A 19,170-nucleotide genomic window follows, 5' to 3' on the forward strand; every position below is an offset into this window, starting at 1 on the left:
AGGATACGTAAATGACCTATAAGCTACCCGCTGAGTGGCACGAACAATCAGCAATTCAACTCACTTGGCCTCATGCCAAAACCGATTGGCAACCTTGGTTAGCAGAAATCGAATCGACGTATGTTGACATCGTAAACGCAATCACCCAATTTCAACCTGTGGTAATAGCTTGCCATGATATTTCAGTTGAACAAGCGGTTAACGATCGGTTTTCCAGCCTCTGTGCTTCCAAAATGGTCAAAACCTTTATTGCGCCGTGCAATGACACTTGGGCAAGGGATCATGGGCCTATTACCTTAGTAAATGAGGCAGGTGAAACTAAAGTACTCGACTTTACCTTTAATGCTTGGGGTGCAAAGTACGACGCTAACCTAGATGACCAAATTAATCTGCATTTAATTCAGCAACCGTTTGTCAATTTGCAGCAATATCAAAATGTCGACTTTGTATTAGAAGGCGGCAGTATCGAGTCTGACGGCAGAGGGTCATTATTAACGACAGAAATTTGTTTATTAAATAAAAACCGCAATGATCAATTGTCAAAACAACAAATTGAAGATGCGCTAAAAGAAGTATTCCATTTAGAGAAAGTGATTTGGTTATCACAGGGACACTTACTATAGGTGACGACACCGACGCTCATATAGACACGTTGGCAAGATTTACGCCCAAGGGCATCACTTATGTCACCTGCGATGATCCAACGGCTGACGCCTATTCGGCACTAAAAACGATGGAACAAGAACTCAAAGATGCTACCGATGCACAGGGAAAGTCGTATACTTTGTTTCCTCTGCCCTCACCTAAGCCAATCTATAACGATGAAGGTGAACCGCTTCCAGCAACCTACGCCAACTTTTTAATCATTAACGGTGCTGTCCTTGTCCCGATTTATGGTGACAATCAAGATCAAGTTGCTATGGACATCATACAAAGTGCGTTTCCTGAACATAAAATCATTGCCATCAATTGCCGTACCGTCATCGAACAATATGGCAGCCTTCACTGTTTAACCATGCAATTGCCAAAGGGGTTAATTCATGTCTAATAAAACCAAACATTTGTCAGTTGCGGCTATTCAATTAAATAATACTGCAGATATTGACCACAATGTTGACGCGACCGTTAACGCTGTTAAACAAGCGGCTGAGCAAGGAGCACAATTAGTCGTTTTACAAGAGTTACATAGGTCGCTGTATTTTTGCCAAGTAGAAGATACCGATCACTTTGACTTAGCTGAGTCTATTCCCGGCCCATCTACCACTCTGTATGGCAAGCTTGCGGCAGAGCTCGGTATTGTCATTGTCACATCGTTATTTGAAAAACGAGCTGCGGGTCTTTACCACAATACCGCAGTCGTCATCGAATCAGACGGTTCTATCGCGGGTAAATATCGTAAAATGCATATCCCTGACGATCCCGGTTTTTACGAAAAATTCTATTTCACCCCGGGTGATTTAGGATTTGAACCTATTCAAACGTCTGTGGGTAAACTCGGTGTTTTAGTTTGCTGGGATCAATGGTTTCCAGAAGCCGCTCGTTTAATGGCATTAGCCGGCGCTGATGTGTTAATTTATCCCACGGCCATCGGCTGGGATCCGCGTGACGATAACGCTGAACAACAACGCCAACTTGATGCTTGGATGATTTCCCAACGCGCCCATGCGGTTGCCAATGGTATTCCAGTGATATCCTGTAATCGAGTCGGCCATGAATCAGATCCAAGTGACCAAAGTGAAGGAATCCAATTTTGGGGCAACAGCTTTATTACTGGGCCTCAAGGTGAGTTACTGGCCCACGCGCCAAGCGATGATACAAGTACGTTAGCGGTTGAATTAGATTTAAGCCACAGCGAACAAGTAAGGCGTATTTGGCCTTATTTAAGAGACCGCCGAATCGACCATTATCAAGATTTACTTAAGTTGTACCGAGATTAACACTCATTGGATTTTTGCTCGGTTAAGCACCTGTTTGGCAGAAATCTAAGTCCGTTTGTCTTATCAAGACTTGTTAAATAAGCGGGGTGTAAGCAGCTTTGAGTTTGTTTAAATACGAACGTAAAAGGCACTTACATCCAAAACACAATCACGTTACAATAACTGTAATTATATCTAGTATTAGGATGCATGGTGACCAAACAAACTAGTGCCCCCGCTCAATTTCCGCGTCTGTTAAACCTGCCATTTCCAAAGAGCAAAGATCAATCGTCAAAAATTGATAGAGTATCCTGGAGTCGATTAGCAGGTTCAAGTAAGTCTATAGCCATCGTTGAAGCGGCGCTGCATAGCGAGCGCGTGACAATTGTTGTAACTGAAAATACCCCACAGGCCCACAAACTAGAAATTGAGATCCGGTCGTTAACTAAGTTATATCAGTTACCTGTATTTACGTTTCCCGATTGGGAAATATTACCCTACGATACATTTTCGCCGCACCAAGACATCATCTCCCAACGTCTGTTAACACTGCACCAATTGCCAAGGTTGACCAAAGGCATTGTCATTGTGCCGGTGGCAACTATGTTGCACTTTATCGCCCCTAAACGTTACATAGAGCAAAATAGCTTTATTTACCATGTTGGTGATACCTACAACATTAACCAAATAAGCAAACAACTGCAGTTAAATGGCTACCGCAACGTTGAACAAGTCGTTGAGCACGGCGAGTATTCTCTGCGCGGTTCCATTTTAGATATTTTTCCGATGGGCAGTAAAAAGCCGTTTAGGTTAGATTTTTTGATGATGAAATTGATACGATCCGCACGTTCGATCCCGATACGCAGCGTAGTGAAGACAAAATAAACAACATTAATTTATTGCCCGCTCACGAATTCCCACTCGATAAGTCCGGTATTGAGTTGTTCCGTCAAAACTATCGTGAGCAATTTCCGGTACGAAATGAAAAAGGCAGCTTGTATAAGTTAGTTACCGAAGGCAGTTTTCCAGCAGGAATCGAATACTACCTACCACTGTTTTTTGATCAGGTAGAAACCTTATTCCACTATTTTCCAGACAACAGTCAATTGGTGCTTGTTGGCGACATTGAAGCGCAAGCAAAGCTTTACTTAAGTGACAATGAACGTCGTTACACCAATTTGAATGTCGACCCACTTCGTCCTCTTTTACCTCTTAAATCTTTATTTTTAAACGTGAACGAGCTGTTTACACAGTTTAAACAGTGGCCACAAATAAAAATTATAAACGAGGTTAAAACCGCTGCTGGACATGTCAATGCAAATACCAGTGTCATTGACGACATAGCAATAAACAGTCAGATAAAGCAGCCCTTTACTAAGATCATTGCTCATATACTTGAGAAAAAGAACAAAATGGTCGAGTATTATTTAGCGTAGAGACCGCGGGTAGACGTGAAACGCTTTTAGAATTGTTAAAACAAGCCAATATTAAGCCTACGGTTTGTCAGTCAATATCTGATTTTGTCGATAATAAAAGCGACATCGGTATTGTTATATCGTCACTCGAACACAGTTTTACGTTATTGAGTGAGTCCTACAATGCCATTTCAATCGTCACTGAAACGGAATTGCTCGGCGGTCGCGTCACTCAACGTCGACGCCACCGCAAAGGTAAATCGATATCGACAGACGCCTTAGTTCGTAATTTAGCAGAACTAAACATAGGTCAACCTATTGTTCATATAGAGCATGGCGTTGGCCGCTATTTGGGACTTCAAACCATCGACGCTGGTGGCTTAAGCAGCGAGTTTGTAGCCATAGAATATTCAAATGCAGCAAAGTTGTATGTACCAGTGGGTAACTTGCATCTATTAAGTCGTTATTCAGGAGGCGACTCAGATACCGCACCATTAAACAAGCTTGGCAGCGACGCATGGGAAAAAGCTCGGAAAAAAGCGGCTGAAAAAATTAAAGACGTTGCCGCAGAACTGCTAGATATTTATGCCCAGCGCGCGGCAAAACCGGGTTATAAATACGATTTGGATAAAGATTCTTATCGCCAATTTAGCGCCAGTTTTCCATTTGAAGAAACAGACGATCAACAACAAGCAATTAGTGCCGTTATTAGTGATATGCGTTCACCAAACGCGATGGACCGACTTGTATGTGGTGACGTTGGGTTTGGTAAAACAGAAGTGGCCATGCGCGCAACCTTTGTCGCGGTCAATGATTCTAAACAGGTCGCAGTCTTAGTCCCTACCACGTTATTAGCGCAACAGCATTTTGAAAACTTTGTGGACCGATTTGCCGACTGGCCGATAAAAGTTGAAGTATTATCTCGTTTTAAAACAGGTAAACAACAAACAGAAATCCTCAAGCAACTGGAAAACGGCACAATAGATATTATTGTTGGTACCCATAAACTGATCCAAGAAAACATCAAGTTTAAAGACTTAGGCTTACTGGTCATCGATGAAGAACACCGTTTTGGTGTTAAGCAAAAAGACGCCATTAAAAAACTTAGAGCGAACGTCGACATATTAACGCTGACAGCAACGCCAATTCCGCGAACGCTCAATATGGCGATGAGTGGCATGCGCGATTTATCCATCATCGCAACCCCGCCTAAAAAACGTTTAGCCGTCAAAACGTTTGTACGACCATTTGATATGGAGCTAATTAAAGAATCCATATTACGTGAAACGAGCCGCGGTGGTCAGGTGTACTTTTACATAATAATGTTGAAACCATCGAACAACGTTGTCGAGAAATTGAAGCATTATTGCCAGATATTAGGATCACCTTTGCCCACGGACAAATGCGTGAACGCGAACTTGAACGGGTAATGAGTGATTTTTACCATCAACGCTACAATGTCATCGTCTGCACCACAATAATTGAAACTGGTATCGACGTACCTACTGCCAATACCATTATAATGGAACGTGCTGACCGACTTGGTTTAGCCCAACTACATCAGCTTAGAGGACGCGTTGGTCGTTCACATCACCAAGCGTATGCGTATTTGCTCACCCCACCGCCGAAGTCAATTTCAAAAGATGCGGTTAAACGTTTGGAAGCCATAGAGCAACTTGAAGATCTCGGCGCGGGCTTTGCCTTAGCAACACACGACTTAGAAATTCGTGGCGCTGGTGAGTTACTTGGCGACGACCAACACGGGCAAATTCAAACCATTGGATTCACCCTATATATGGACATGCTTGAACACGCGGTAGAAGCTTTAAAACAAGGGAAAGAGCTCAGCTTAGATGCACTAACATCTAAACAAACAGAAGTCGAACTGCGCCTTCCGTCACTGTTACCAGACAGCTATATCCCAGAAGTTAATCTACGGTTAAGTTTATATAAGCGAATTGCAACCTGTTCTGACGTACCTGAATTAGACGATATTAAAATTGAGCTCATCGACCGATTTGGTTTATTGCCCGATGCGACTAAAAACCTATTTAGGATAAGTGAGTTTAGACAGCGTGCACAAGCCATTGGCATAACGAAAATTGAAGCCGGCCCGAAAGGCGGTTCGATAGAGTTTGCGGAAAGTACGTCAGTTGATCCGATCTTTTTGATCTCACTCATTCAACAGCATCCAGACACGTATAAATTGGATGGTGGCAATAAATTAAAATTTGCTATTGAAAACAAAGATGCGGAAGATAGACTCAAATTTGTAAATTCACTTCTCAACGACTTTGAACACAAGGTAAAACCAACATGATGTTTAAGTTTCGCCGGCCGAATCTTTTACCCAAGCCCCTATTTTCAGTCGTCTGTTTAACATTCGCCTTTCAGTCTTTAGCAGTTAATGCTTTTGACATTAATAATGACGACGATGCTAAGACCGTAAATCAACGAGTGCCTACCGAAGAATTAGTCGAGGGCATAAAATCCAGTGATGGTCGTTGGTTTGAAGTTGAAATGATTGTATTTGCGCGCAAAGACGCGTCGTCGACGCGTGAACTTTTTGACAATACGATTAAAAATTTAAAACCCCGCAGAAAGTGGGATTTGTTATCGCCGATGTTTACCCCGGATTTAACTCGTTATTTGGCTAACTTAGATAATTGTTGGTCTGAACGCGACCCGTTTACTGATCCAAGCTATGTTAATCTATCTGAGTCACTGGATTTACCTGCCTATGCTGAACAAAATGAAACAGGTTTAAACGATGAAGCTATTTATGACGACATCGATGGCGAGCGCTTCGATAATGAGCCTGTAAATACCGCTGATGGCTCTTTATATAAAACAGCTGAAGGCTCTCAATATAACACCGCTGAAGGCTCTGATTTTGCTATGGTAAATGGCAACGATATTACCGAAGGTGAAGCCGGCAAAGTTGAAATTATCACTTTATCGGATGATTTGGCTGAAATTCAACAAGCTAATCGGTTTTATCAGCAGTTTACGCAATATCAACAACTAATGGACTCCAATTGGCAATTTAGCGCCAATTTATGTTTGTTGCCTAATGAATCAAAGCCGCTTGTTTGGCAGTTAATATCTGGCAACCTAACTAGCACCAACACATACAATCAAGCCCTGCCAATCACGGACATGAAAAAGCGACCTACCGGCCCAGATTTTGATGACTTACATAATGTCTATCTGTTGTCCCCTGACAACCTGCAGTTAATGGCCCATTATAAAAAATAGAAGCCCAACCAGACCTTACACCAATCATCCACATGGGGTGGCGTCAGCCTGGACTTTCAAAGCAACGCGCTGTACCTGTTTATATTGTAGCTGGTAAAAATTACACCGATGATTTCCGATACGACGGTACACCCAAATTTTCAATACAAGAAGCGCAATCAACCGATCCGGTTTTAGACCGATTAACGTCGTTGCCTGACGACAAAAACAGTCAAAACACGCTTTACAATGAACCTGTTTTTGATTTACAAAAAGCAGAAAAAACTAATGTTCAATTGTTTATGGAAAAACTTCAAAACGGCGCTGTAGTTGATTTTAAAAACAATACGTTAAAAGCACCTAAATCAAAGCATCTGCCTGATACTACATGGCAATTAGATGGCACGATTACCGTGCATTTAAATCATTACCTCTACCTCGACGCAAAATTTAATTATCGCGAACCGGTTACCCAACAGATAAATACTGATTTGTTTTTAAACGATATCGACCCACTTTTGGAGAAAAATGAAACGGATGAGGCGTCACTGTCAACTTCTGTTGTCATTTCGGCTATGAAAGAAGATCAGAACTTAATGACAAATAACATAGATGGCAGTAAATTGGATTTAACCGTGTTAAAACACTATCCATTTGAACAAACCAGACGAAGTTATTCAGGTGATCTACACTATTTAGACCACCCTAAATTTGGAGTAATTTTCCAAATTCGAAAATATCGTCATTAAGGAATTTTGTGAATAAACCATATTTAGCAAGCGCAGAGTATATTAAGCAACACATTGGCGACTTTAAACCTAAATACGCCATTATTTTAGGCAGTGGTCTCGCCGACATTGCTAATGATATTACCAATCCAATCGTGATCAAATATCAAGATATCCCAATGTTTCCGGTCAGTTCAGTCAGCGGCCACCCTGGAGAGCTAATCGCGGGATACCTCAATAATGTGCCTGTATTGTGTATGAAGGGCCGCTTTCATTATTACGAAGGGTTAAGCTTCGACCAAATTGCGATCCCAATTAGAACCCTTAAAGCTTTGGGCGCAGACGATCTCATTTTAACCAATGCCTCAGGTTCACTTAATTCGGAAATGACCCCAGAGCAGTTTGATGATCATCGAAGATCACTTAAACTTCTCTGGTGTTAACCCCTTGTTGGTATTAATGATCCTGATATAGGCCCTCGATTTGTAGACTTAACTGAAACCTATAAAAATGAACACATCAAAAATTTACGTTATGCCGGTGATAGCTTAGATATCGACTTGTTTAATGGCAATTATATTTGGGTATCAGGTCCAACATTTGAAACCCCGCAGAAATTAACGCCTATCGTATTTTAGGGGCAGATGCCGTTGGGATGTCTACTGTGCCAGAGTCAATCTTAGCGCGTCATTGCGGCATGAACGTTTGTGGAGTTGCTGCAATTACTAATTTAGCCGCAGGTTTAAGTGAACACCATTTGAGCCACGACGAAACGTTAAGCCAAGGCAAGATCGCAGGCCAGAATTTACGTCGTTTATTAACCACATTTGTCGCACTATAAACTCAATAAAATGCCAAATATGCTTCCCCATGAACTTATCGCGTTTATTGATTTAACCAGTCTAAATGACAATGACCAATGGCACGACATTGAATCTTTGGCTCATCGGGCAACCACTGACTTTGGTCCGGTTGCCGCGTTGTGCATTTGGCCAAAATTTGTTGAACAATTAGCGCAACTTAATACACACCAAGAATTAGCCATCGCCACTGTCATTAATTTTCCATTGGGCTTAGATTCACCAGACGTCTGCTTAAAACAGGCCGAACGTGCAATTATCCAAGGTGCCAATGAAATTGATTTGGTGATCCCATATTCAGATTTAATTAAGGGTGATTCAAAACGAGTGGCTGATGTGGTGCGGGCGGGTAAAGAAGCCTGTAAAAATACCGCAAAGTTAAAAGTGATCATCGAATCTGGTGAATTAGTTACTGAGCGTAATATCAAAATCGCATCCGAGATCAGCATTGAAAACGGCTGTGACTTTATCAAAACCTCCACCGGTAAAGTGCCAATTAATGCCACTCTAGATGCGGCAAGATACATGTTGGAAACCATAAAAACTTCAAATCTCGATATTGGATTTAAAGCCTCCGGCGGCATAGGCAATTACGCTCAGGCCATTGAATACGTTAATTTAGCAAAAAATATGTTTGGTCATGACTGGCTAACAAACAAGCATTTTCGATTTGGTGCCAGTAGCCTTTTAAACAGTTTATTATCGCCAAATCAAGCGGGTCAAAATGCAAAAGAAGGAGATTATTAATGCAGGAACAATTACCGATTACGATAAACTCTGTTGGCGTTTTCGAACGTGATGAGCGACAACAAGCACCGCTATTTGTTAAGTTAGAAGCATGGTTTAACTTTCAAGCATTAACGTTAAATTGGTATTCGGACGAATCAAAAATTCACAGCTTTGGTTTTGTATTTATCGCCGATAATCAAATAGACAAGTTGCAAGTTGATAGCCCAGAAGACTGGACTGTTAGCCAACTTGATCACACCCAAGTGTTAATAAAGCCATCTGGCTATCATACCGATGTGAAATTTATTCTGGCCAATGCCGATCTTAAACAAATGATGGATGGTGCGATGCCGGTAGAACGATTTTTTAGAGCTATTGCGCTTACCATCATCAATCAACAAGCGGTCATTAAACAACTAAAGTGCATTCCAAATCCCGACCTAAATTAACTCGACAAAACTCAACCTCATTAAAGTCTGCTTTTTCAGTCTCATTTGGCAACCCATTTAATCGCGGATCCCACCCAGAGGTATTCACTGCTGGGGCTTACTTATTGATGTTTATTATTCCCAATACAAAACCGATGTACTGCTATGGCATTTTGTCATGCCTGTTATTCAGAAAAGTCACTATTTACAATATCGGCTATATGACGCAATCGTTGTGACGCAATACCGTTAACGGAGTCTCGCGGGTAACGTCCGCGTGAAGACAACACTCCAGCTTGTTTGCCGGTTAATATCGTCAAGGCATCATCAACATGGTCAACCGCATATATTTGAAAACGGCCTTTTTAACCGCATCGATGACTGTTTTATTCAAAATTAAGTTTATGCAATTAGTGCGAGGAATAATAACGCCCTGCTCACCCGTTAGCCCGCGAGCGGTACATAAGTTGAAAAAGCCTTCTATCTTTTCATTCACGCCACCGATTGACTGAACTTGCCCATGTTGGTTAATACTGCCTGTGATTGCAATAGACTGGTTAAGTGGGATTTGAGTAATTGCTGATATCAGCGCGCATACTTCCCTAAACTGGCACTATCTCCGTCAATTTGCCCATAACTCTGTTCTAAGGCAATATTTGCGGAAAACGATAAGCTAAAGTCTTGAGCATATTTATTACCAAGATAACCGGTGAGTAACATGACGCCTTTAGAATGTATTGATTTGCCTAAATCGACTTCGCGTTCAATATCAACAATGCCATTTGAGCCAGCATATACAGTAGCGGATATGCGAGCCGGAGTGCCAAATGTTGTATCACCGATATGCAATACTGTTAGTCCATTAAGCTTACCGACAGAAAAGCCCGAGGTATCGATTAAAATTTGGCCCTCTTGAATATCTTCTAAAAGGATTCACTAATTTGACCAGTCCGATACTGCTTGCCTTCCAATGCCTGCATGACATTTTCCCGCTGAATTACAACTGGGCCCGCTTCGGTACTAAAGGGTTCTGCTTTGTGCGATTTTTTGCATAAAATTGTGATTCGCAGATCAATTCCAAAACGTCGGCAAATCGTGCCGATAACTTATGTTGATGCTCTGCCTGACGAAAGCTGAAATTCATCAACTGTGACACCGCATCGCTGGATAATTCAAAATTATGTGACTTCGCAAATTGTTTGGATTTTTGCACAAAACCATACATGGCTTTGTCGTTTAGCGAGATGTAATGCTCAAAATCGGCCAATACTCGAAACAATTCACTAAATTCGTTGTCATGTTCCTGCATCAAGTAATATAAGTCCCGACTTCCCATCATGATGATTTTTACATCAAGCGGGATGGGTTGCGGGGTTAAACTTGAGACGTTAACTATATTAGGTTCAAAAACCGGTGATTCCATTCTGATCTTTTGGCTTTTCAGGGCCAGTTTTAACGATTCCCAAACAGCCGCTTGTTCTATTAATTTATCCGCTTCGATTAACAGATAACCGCCGTTTGATTGATGCAAGGCTCCCGGTCGTATCATCCGATAGCTGGTATAAACCGACCCTTGTACAGAACTGTATTCAATCTTGCCAAACATATTCTGAAACGTTGGATTAGGCTCGTATATGATAGGCGCGCCATCTGTGGCGTTTTTTGAAAATAAAATATTGGGTAACAACTGTTCTTCAAGGGCCTTTCTGACGTCTATTTCTTCGCCACTTTTTTCTTCGTCCGCTTCACCAGCCATTAACTCTTGAACTAGCTCAACTAGGGTAGATTTCATATCACGAATAAATTTTATGACGCCTAAGTCTGCTGCATAGCTGTGCTCTAAGTCTTTAATTAATGGCCGTAGTGCTGTTTCTATGGTTTCAATTGTGAGATTACGTTGTTGTTCCGATGTTTCTCTTTTCCACTGAGGTAATTCTAATAACGATTCATTTAGAAAAACTTCAAGTTCTGAAATGCGCTCGTAAAAATTCTGTCGGGTTCCTTCATCTAGTTGCGTAAAATCAGCATCATTTACAGGCTTACCGTCAACGACTGGGGCAAAACTTACAGATCCCTTTTCTTCATATAGAATAATTTGGTTTTCGAGTGCTTTAGACTCAACAACTTCTAAAGCCGATTCGTACTTAAGATTAAACTCACGTTCAATAGCGCGTTTTTTCTTTGGTACGCAGGGTTGTCAAATGCCGCAGGAAACGTATCCATAAGTTCGTCAATAAACGAATCAATATCATCAACCAGCTTTTTACTTTCCACTGGCGCTAAGCGGATATAATTAGGGCACCTATTGTCGTCAAAATTGTTGACGTAGCACCATTCAAATGGCGTTTCTTTGGTTTTAGCGACTTCCTGCAATAGATTATCTATAAGGGTATGGCGACCCGTTGCAGGTTCCCCCATTACAAACAAGTTATAACCATTCATTTCCATATCTAAGCCAAATTCTAACGCACTTTGAGCACGTTCTTGGCCGATAAAATTAACAGGTGCGTCGATATTTGAATCCAATATATTGGCGATTTTTTCTTCGTCAATAATGGGTTCTAGAGTGTCAGGGGACAAAATAAACGGTTTAATTAATTCCATGATTTACAACAAAAACAATCCGGTAGAAACGCAATAGTCATAAGTCTATACGCAAAATTCCCCTAGTGCATGATTTGTTTTGAACAAGCGCTGAAAAAACCACCGGTTTAGGCTTTAAAACATGGCCTTTTTACTTGTTGCAAAGTGCCTAATTAGTTATGCTTACGCCCTATAATAACTGCCAAAAACGGTAGACACTTTCGCGACGAATACCAGCAAAATTAAATACCTTGTTCCGCGACAAAACCATATCAAAACATTGAGATCATTACATGCAAGCTGAATATAATCACTATGAAATTGAACAACGTGTTCAACAACATTGGGCAAACAATAAATCGTTCAAAGTGACGGAAGATGCGTCTAAAGAAAAATTTTACTGCTTGTCGATGCTGCCTTACCCAAGTGGCCGTTTACATATGGGTCACGTAAGAAATTATACCATTGGTGACGTGGTCTCTCGTTTTCAGCGTTTAAATGGCAAAAACGTAATGCAACCTATGGGTTGGGATGCGTTTGGTCTGCCAGCCGAAAACGCGGCAATAAATAATAATACGGCCCCTGCAAAGTGGACCTATGAAAATATCGACTACATGAAAAACCAACTTAATAGCTTAGGGTTTGGTTACGATTGGGACCGCGAAGTCGCAACGTGTACACCAGAGTATTATCGCTGGGAACAATGGTTCTTCACTAAGCTTTATGAAAAAGGGTTAGTTTATAAAAAACGGCCACGGTAAATTGGGATCCAGTTGACCAAACCGTACTTGCAAACGAGCAAGTTATTGATGGCCGCGGATGGCGTTCAGGTGCCCTTGTTGAACAAAAGAAATTCCACAATGGTTTATTAAAATTACAGATTATGCAGAAGAATTGTTAACGGATTTGGATCAATTGGAAGATTGGCCTGAGCAAGTTAAAACAATGCAAAAAACTGGATTGGTCGCTCAGAAGGTGCAGACATTCAGTTTAAGCTTGAAGGTTCTGACGAGACATTAACGGTTTACACAACTCGCCCAGATACATTAATGGGTGTTACTTATGTGGCCGTTGCAGCGCAACATCCACTCGCTTTAGAGGCTGCCAAAACCAACCCAGAGCTAGTGCAATTTATCGAAGAATGCAAAAACCAATCAGTGGCAGAAGCTGATATGGCGACGATGGCTAAAAAGGGTTTGACACAGGCTACCGTGTTTTACACCCTGTGACAGGTGAAAGCATTCCAGTTTGGTCTGCAAATTTTGTCCTTATGGGGTACGGTACAGGTGCGGTAATGTCAGTTCCTAGGCACGACCAACGTGACTGGGAATTTGCAACCCAATACCAATTACCAATTAAACAAGTTATTACCAGTTCTGACGATTCGACTGTTGATTTAAGCGTTGAAGCTTATACGGAAAAAGGCCCATTAATTAATTCTGGTCAATTTGATGGCCTTGAGTTTCAAGCTGCATTTGATGCAATCGTTACCGAATTAGAATCAAAACAATTAGGTCAACGTAAAGTAAATTACCGTTTACGTGACTGGGGCGTATCTCGTCAACGTTACTGGGGCGCACCAATTCCGATGGCGACATTAGAAGACGGCACTTCTGTTCCTATTCCAGAGCAAGACTTACCGGTTGTATTGCCAGAAGACGTAGTTATGGATGGTGCCGCGTCACCAATAAAAGCAGATCCTGAATGGGCGAAAACCACCATAAATGGTCAAGCGGCATTCAAAGAAACTGATACATTCGATACCTTTATGGAATCTTCATGGTACTACGCACGTTATTGTTCACCAGATAGCGATGACATGATGCTTGACCCGAGCAAAGCTAACTACTGGTTGCCGGTTGACCAATATATTGGTGGAATCGAACACGCGATTTTACATTTGTTGTATGCCCGCTTCTTCCACAAACTTATGCGTGATGTTGGTCTTGTAGACTCAGACGAACCGTTTAAACGGTTATTGTGCCAAGGCATGGTATTAGCGGAAACATTTTATCGTGAAGAAGACAATGGCGCCAAAACTTGGTTTGCTCCGCTTGATGTGGAAGTTGAACGTGATGAAAAAGGCCGAGTCTCTAAGTCTTGGTTAATTTCAGACGGCCAACCCGTGTTATCTGCTGGTATGTCAAAAATGTCAAAGTCGAAAAATAATGGCATCGACCCACAAAAAGTTATCGACCGATTAGGTGCCGATACCGTTCGCTTATTTATGATGTTTACCGCGCCTCCTGAACAAACGTTAGAATGGTCTGACTCGGCTGTTGAAGGTTCGCACCGCTTTATTAAACGTGTTTGGAAATTAGCTCAAGATACCATCGCAGCAGGTTTAATATCTGAGTTGGATGTAAGTGCATTAAACAGCGACCAGAAAGCTCTTCGCCGTGACTTACATAAAACCATCGACAAAGTGACAGACGATTTAGACCGTCGTAATACATTTAATACCGCTATTGCAGCGATTATGGAATTGATGAACAAACTGGTTAAATCGCCTCTGGAAACAGACGTAGATAAAGCTGTGATGTTCGAAGCTATAAAAGCTGTTGTAGTCATGCTCGCCCCTATTACTCCACATGTATGTCATGAGTTATGGGCACAGCTAGGTCAAACTGACGATATTTTGTCGACGCCTTGGCCAACTGTAGACCGCGATGCATTAGTTGAAGATGAAAAACTGATCGTAATTCAAGTTAACGGTAAAGTCCGTGGCAAGATAACCGTAGCGGCCGATGCAACTGAAGAGTTTATTAAAGAAGCCGGCGCCAATGAAAACAACGTAGCACGTTTCTTGTCTGATAAAACCGTTCGTAAAGTTATCTTTATCAAAGGTAAGTTGCTTAATATTGTTGCTAACTAATCCCTTAGATTAGCCGCAGTAGCTAAGTTTATGTGGTCAGCCTTTTCTAAGGCTGACCAAGTTTTAATGGTCAATAAAATCAACAAAGGCAGATAAAATGAAAGCGATATGGTTGTTAATAATTGTTGTCATTTGCAGCTCTCTTAATGGCTGTGGCTTTCGATTAAAGGGCCATTACTATCTACCCGACTCATTAAAAAGATCCATTTATCATCTGACAATAAATTTAGCCCTTTAGCTAAGCAGGTTGAACGACGATTAACGCAAAACCAAGTGGACTTAGTTAAGAAGAAAACAGCCAACATTGCTGAGTTACGAATATTGCCCGAGCAGTTTCAGCGTAAAACATTGTCGTTGTTCCCTAATGGTCAAGTCGCCGAGTATGAGCTAATTTATTTAGTTCGATACCAAGTGCAAAAACCAAATAAAGAACCGCTTAGTTTTAACTTTGAATTAAGTCGCGAGTTTCAGGACGATCCGAATAACGCATTAGCAAAAGAACGTGAACGTCAGCTTATATTGTCTGAGCTTCGTGTTTTAGCCAGTGACCGTATTTTGTCTCAGCTGATGATGATCCAATAACACGATGAAAATTTACGCCAATCAAATTCAGCAAAACCTATCTAAAGGCCTTTCAAATTGCTATCTATTGTTTGGTGATGAACCATTTCAAATTGATGATTGTCGTAAAAAGATCAAAGCCGCCGCCAAACAGCAAGGGTTTGACGAGTTTATTCGATTAGCTGACGACGACCAATTTGACTGGCTCGACGTAGCCCAACATTGTCAGGCGATGTCCCTATTTTCTGATAAAAAAATAGTCGAAGTTGAGCTTAACAGCAATAAAATTGGCAAAGCAGGTTCAGAGGTTTTAAAGCAAATCGCACCTGAGTTGGATGAAAATACCATTTTAGTGTTGTTCGGCCCTAAACTTGATGCCAACCAAACTAAAAGTGCTTGGTTTAAAGCCTTAGATAAAGTTGGTTTATACATTCCCGTTTATGAAATTGACGGGAATCACCTCACTCGTTGGTTACAACAGCAATTAGTCGAACATGGCTTGAGTATGGATACAAATGCCCAACAATATTTGCTTAATTTTACTTCGGGCAACTTATTGGCAACGGCGCAAGAATTACAAAAACTCAATATGGCTCTAGGGCAACAACAACACATTGATATTAGTATCATTGAACGGTTTGTGGCTGATCAGGCTAAATACAGCGTATTTCAGTTTATAGACAGCATATGGGCTGGCAATAGCCAACGCTGTATGACCATTTTGCAACGACTCAAGTTGGAAGATTTTGAACCGAATATAATTATGTGGTCATTGCAAAAAGATTTAATGTTATTAAATCAGTTACAATCTGCCATTGTGAAAGGCCAACCACCGACCCCCGTATTTGATAAACACCGAGTTTGGAAAAACAAACAAAACGTATTTCTTAATGCCGCAAACAAGCTGCCAGCGACCGCGGTTAACGAAGCTTTAAAGTTGTTGTCAGAAGTCGATTTTGCGATTAAAACATTTTCGCCCCAATGTCCTTATTCAATGTTTGCTCATATTGCCTTGTTGTTAACGGGCAATGCCAACATTAGCGGATTAAAACTTCCGCTCATCCGTTAACTTGTTTAGCCAGTGAACTTCTGAAAATGACTCAACAACCTACGATGTCAATAGATAGTAAAACCAAAGAAAAGGCGGAACCAAAAAAGTCGCCATTTTTGGTGGCAGTTTCGACCCCATTCATTTTGGGCATTTAACGCCTGTTTTTGATGCTGTCACGCAATTTGATATTGGAAAGTTAATCTATTTACCTTGCTATAAACAACCCTTGAAAAATAGCTGTGCAACTAAGAGTCATCATCGACTTAATATGTGTAAATTGGCATTAGCGTCTGTGCATAGCCCCATACCTACAGAAATAAGCGAATTCGAACTTGAACAAATGGGCAACAGCTACACAATAAATACGCTAAAGTATTTTAAACAGCTAGAACCCAATACGGAGTACTACTTTATTGTTGGTATGGATTCGTTATTAAGTTTCACCCAATGGGTTGAGTGGCAAAATATACTAGAAGTGTGTCATCTTATTGTCATGGCAAGGCCGCAATACAAGTTGCAACTAGACATGCAAGAAAATACTTCTACGCAACCGACGCTCGCACCGGTACTTATTCCGTTTTTAGGTAAACGGATCCATATTGTGGAAAATGCGTTAATTGATATTTCGTCCACCGAGATAAGACAAGCCTTTCAAAATGATGATGCCGATAGATTACAAGATTGGTTACCGCAACAAGTAGCCGCATATATACAAAACAATCAGCTTTATTGACACATGTTTGGTTAGATTACGGTACTTGCTGGAAGATTTAACACAGGGATAACTAATAACGCTTGTATTGAAGATAAGGTACGAATGGTACCGTTGACTTTTCACTGCTAGGTTGACTAGCTCCAGTGTGAGATTTGATTGACTTTGCCGTTGATGATTTCAATTTCACCTTGCTTCGCGGTAATCCCCTCTGGACTATAATTTAAATCAAAAGTCACAACAATGTTAACCCCTTTTTTAATTCTTACTCGAATTGTTCCCATAGCGACCGACAGCAGTTGTAAACCATGCTTATTGCAATAGTCCTCGGCTGAAACTCTGGCTAATTCGGCGAAACTCCGGATTTTCCAAAACACACCTATGATGATAAAAAACAGCATTAATATCCAGACAGAGGTTAAATCAAACATAGTAAACGCTTCTAATTTCCAGTAAATAGATTATAAGCAGCAAAACCTTGCCACACTAATGCAGACACTCCAGCAATCATCACAAACCAATAAAACATGGTCATCAAACGTCTTGCTAAGCTAAACGGTTTTTCCTTTTTAACTGGTTTGTCACCTGATTTACCACCCGCTTTTTCGGCTTTTTTATCAGCTTTAGCTTGCGCTTTTGCCGCCTTTTTATCTTCTTTAGCGTCGTTATCAGCCATAATTTTTCTTATTTTTATGCTCAAAGTATAATCGGGGCAAACTTTGCCCCGATTCTAAACTGCAATTCGACCAATTTTAAATTAATCGATTAAAGTAATGCCGTTCATATAAGGGACTAAAACTTCTGGTACGTTTATCGTGCCGTTTTCATTTTGATAATTTTCCAATACTGCAACTAACGTACGACCTACTGCTAAACCTGAGCCATTCAGGGTGTGGACTAAGTCAGGTTTCTTCGCACCTTTCGCACGATAGCGTGCTTGCATCCTACGCGCCTTAAGTCGCCCATATTTGAACATGACGAAATTTCACGATATGTATCTTGAGCTGGTAACCATACTTCGAGGTCATAGGTTTTAGTCGCAGAGAATCCCATGTCACCCGTACATAAAATGACTTTACGATATGGTAAACCAAGCAATTGTAAGATTGATTCGGCATGACCAGTTAATTGCTCTAATGCTTCATCTGAGTTTTCTGGTTTAACTATTTGCACTAACTCAACTTTGTCGAATTGATGTTGACGAATTAACCCTCGAGTATCACGGCCATAAGAACCGGCTTCAGAACGAAAACACGGCGTGTGAGCCGTTAATTTAAGTGGTAATTCAGCTTCTTCAAAAATAACGTCGCGTGCGAAATTTGTTAATGGAACTTCCGCAGTCGGAATTAAGCTCAATTTGCGTGAGTCTTGTTCATCGGTATTGTCACTTTGACCTGTGATTGGCTGAGTATGAAACAAATCTTCCGCAAATTTAGGTAATTGACCTGTCCCCTGCAAACTTTCAGGGTTGACAAGATAAGGCACATACGCTTCTGTATAACCGTTGTTCTCTGTGTGTTGGTCTAACATAAATTGCGCTAACGCACGATTTAGACGAGCAATTTTGCCTTTCATAACAGTAAAACGAGCACCGCTTAATTTGGTGCCCATTTCAAAATCTAGGCCTTTGTTTAACGCTTCACCTAGGTCAACATGATCTTTAGGTTCAAAATCAAATTGCTTTGGCTCGCCCCATTTCAAAATTTCAACATTGTCTTCTTCTTTGCACCAACCGGTACGTCGTCATGCGGTAAGTTAGGCAACCCCATAGATAAGGTGTCTATGGTTTTTAGTAACTCTGACAATTCAACTTTGGCGGCATCTAACTTATCGCCGAGATCAGCAACACTTGCCAGCAAGGGTTGGATATCTTCGCCACGCGCTTTTGCTTGGCCAATCGATTTAGACTTAGTATTACGTTCGTTTTGTAGGTCTTGCGTCGAAGATTGTAGTGCTTTTCTGCGCTCTTCTAAATTGACTAACGTTTCTACATCTAATTGAAATCCACGAGTTGCCAGTTTTTCCTGTGCAGTATTAATCTCGCTTCGTAGAAATTTTGAATCTAACATGTTTCG

Annotated in this window: 13 protein-coding genes and 5 pseudogenes; 14 read left to right on the forward strand and 4 right to left on the reverse strand. The window is 41.1% G+C overall.

Annotated elements, in window-relative coordinates; all coding sequences use genetic code 11:
* The first annotated feature begins 11 nt into the window (after window positions 1-11).
* The 10 genes and pseudogenes from PN838_RS03410 to PN838_RS03455 all read left to right on the forward strand — a co-directional run bounded on the left by PN838_RS03410 (window position 12) and on the right by PN838_RS03455 (window position 9,334).
* A complete protein-coding gene (locus PN838_RS03410) occupies window positions 12-623 on the forward strand; it encodes an agmatine deiminase family protein (RefSeq protein WP_272179774.1) in 612 nt (203 codons plus the stop codon).
* Window positions 596-1,048 (forward strand): agmatine deiminase family protein, encoded by a 453-nt coding sequence (locus PN838_RS03415; RefSeq protein ID WP_272179775.1) that lies wholly within the window; start codon window positions 596-598, stop codon window positions 1,046-1,048. The genes PN838_RS03410 and PN838_RS03415 overlap by 28 nt, the downstream gene beginning before the upstream one ends.
* On the forward strand, window positions 1,041-1,937 hold the full coding sequence (locus PN838_RS03420) for a carbon-nitrogen hydrolase (RefSeq protein ID WP_272179776.1): 897 nt from the start codon (window positions 1,041-1,043) through the stop codon (window positions 1,935-1,937). The genes PN838_RS03415 and PN838_RS03420 overlap by 8 nt, the downstream gene beginning before the upstream one ends.
* Before the next feature lie 189 nt (window positions 1,938-2,126).
* Window positions 2,127-5,651 (forward strand): annotated as a pseudogene (gene mfd / locus PN838_RS03425) (transcription-repair coupling factor).
* Window positions 5,648-6,589, forward strand: coding sequence for a hypothetical protein (locus tag PN838_RS03430; protein ID WP_272179777.1), 942 nt, complete (start codon window positions 5,648-5,650; stop codon window positions 6,587-6,589). Before mfd ends, PN838_RS03430 begins: the two are co-directional and overlap by 4 nt.
* A gap of 32 nt (window positions 6,590-6,621) precedes the next feature.
* Complete coding sequence (locus PN838_RS03435) at window positions 6,622-7,317, forward strand: CsiV family protein (protein ID WP_334313269.1); 696 nt, start codon at window positions 6,622-6,624, stop codon at window positions 7,315-7,317.
* Between the two features lie 8 nt (window positions 7,318-7,325).
* Complete coding sequence (locus PN838_RS03440; protein WP_272179778.1) at window positions 7,326-7,739, forward strand: purine-nucleoside phosphorylase; 414 nt, start codon at window positions 7,326-7,328, stop codon at window positions 7,737-7,739.
* Between the two features lie 173 nt (window positions 7,740-7,912).
* Entirely contained in the window at window positions 7,913-8,137 is a 225-nt protein-coding gene (locus PN838_RS03445) for a phosphorylase family protein (protein ID WP_272182505.1), read from the forward strand.
* 10 nt (window positions 8,138-8,147) lie between these two features.
* Window positions 8,148-8,903: a deoxyribose-phosphate aldolase gene (gene deoC, locus PN838_RS03450; protein WP_272179779.1), complete on the forward strand. Its 756-nt coding sequence runs from the start codon at window positions 8,148-8,150 to the stop codon at window positions 8,901-8,903.
* Entirely contained in the window at window positions 8,903-9,334 is a 432-nt protein-coding gene (locus PN838_RS03455; protein ID WP_272179780.1) for a hypothetical protein, read from the forward strand. Before deoC ends, PN838_RS03455 begins: the two co-directional genes overlap by 1 nt.
* A 164-nt stretch (window positions 9,335-9,498) precedes the next feature.
* Here PN838_RS03455 and PN838_RS26955 read toward each other — a convergent pair.
* Window positions 9,499-11,917 (reverse strand): annotated as a pseudogene (locus PN838_RS26955) (Lon protease family protein).
* A 272-nt stretch (window positions 11,918-12,189) separates the two neighbouring features.
* Here PN838_RS26955 and leuS point away from each other — a divergent pair.
* The 4 genes and pseudogenes from leuS to nadD form a co-directional block, all read left to right on the forward strand.
* A pseudogene (gene leuS / locus PN838_RS03475) lies at window positions 12,190-14,771 on the forward strand (leucine--tRNA ligase).
* A 201-nt stretch (window positions 14,772-14,972) separates the two neighbouring features.
* Entirely contained in the window at window positions 14,973-15,353 is a 381-nt protein-coding gene (locus tag PN838_RS03480) for an LPS-assembly lipoprotein LptE (protein WP_334313472.1), read from the forward strand.
* A 4-nt stretch (window positions 15,354-15,357) separates the two neighbouring features.
* Window positions 15,358-16,401, forward strand: coding sequence for a DNA polymerase III subunit delta (gene holA / locus PN838_RS03485; RefSeq protein WP_272179783.1), 1,044 nt, complete (start codon window positions 15,358-15,360; stop codon window positions 16,399-16,401).
* 91 nt (window positions 16,402-16,492) lie between these two features.
* Window positions 16,493-17,116: pseudogene (gene nadD / locus PN838_RS03490) on the forward strand (nicotinate (nicotinamide) nucleotide adenylyltransferase); the annotation flags it as partial.
* 116 nt (window positions 17,117-17,232) lie between these two features.
* On the opposite strand, the gene PN838_RS03495 reads toward nadD, so the two are convergent.
* From PN838_RS03495 to serS, 3 genes and pseudogenes are all read right to left on the reverse strand, one after another.
* Window positions 17,233-17,526: a DUF3301 domain-containing protein gene (locus PN838_RS03495; RefSeq protein WP_215962391.1), complete on the reverse strand. Its 294-nt coding sequence runs from the start codon at window positions 17,524-17,526 to the stop codon at window positions 17,233-17,235.
* A gap of 11 nt (window positions 17,527-17,537) precedes the next feature.
* Complete coding sequence (locus tag PN838_RS03500; protein ID WP_215962390.1) at window positions 17,538-17,771, reverse strand: hypothetical protein; 234 nt, start codon at window positions 17,769-17,771, stop codon at window positions 17,538-17,540.
* 81 nt (window positions 17,772-17,852) lie between these two features.
* Window positions 17,853-19,164, reverse strand: a pseudogene (gene serS / locus PN838_RS03505) (serine--tRNA ligase).
* Window positions 19,165-19,170: the final 6 nt, after the last annotated feature.

It is taken from the genome of Psychrosphaera algicola, from assembly GCF_028401425.1.
Taxonomy (GTDB): domain Bacteria; phylum Pseudomonadota; class Gammaproteobacteria; order Enterobacterales; family Alteromonadaceae; genus Psychrosphaera; species Psychrosphaera algicola.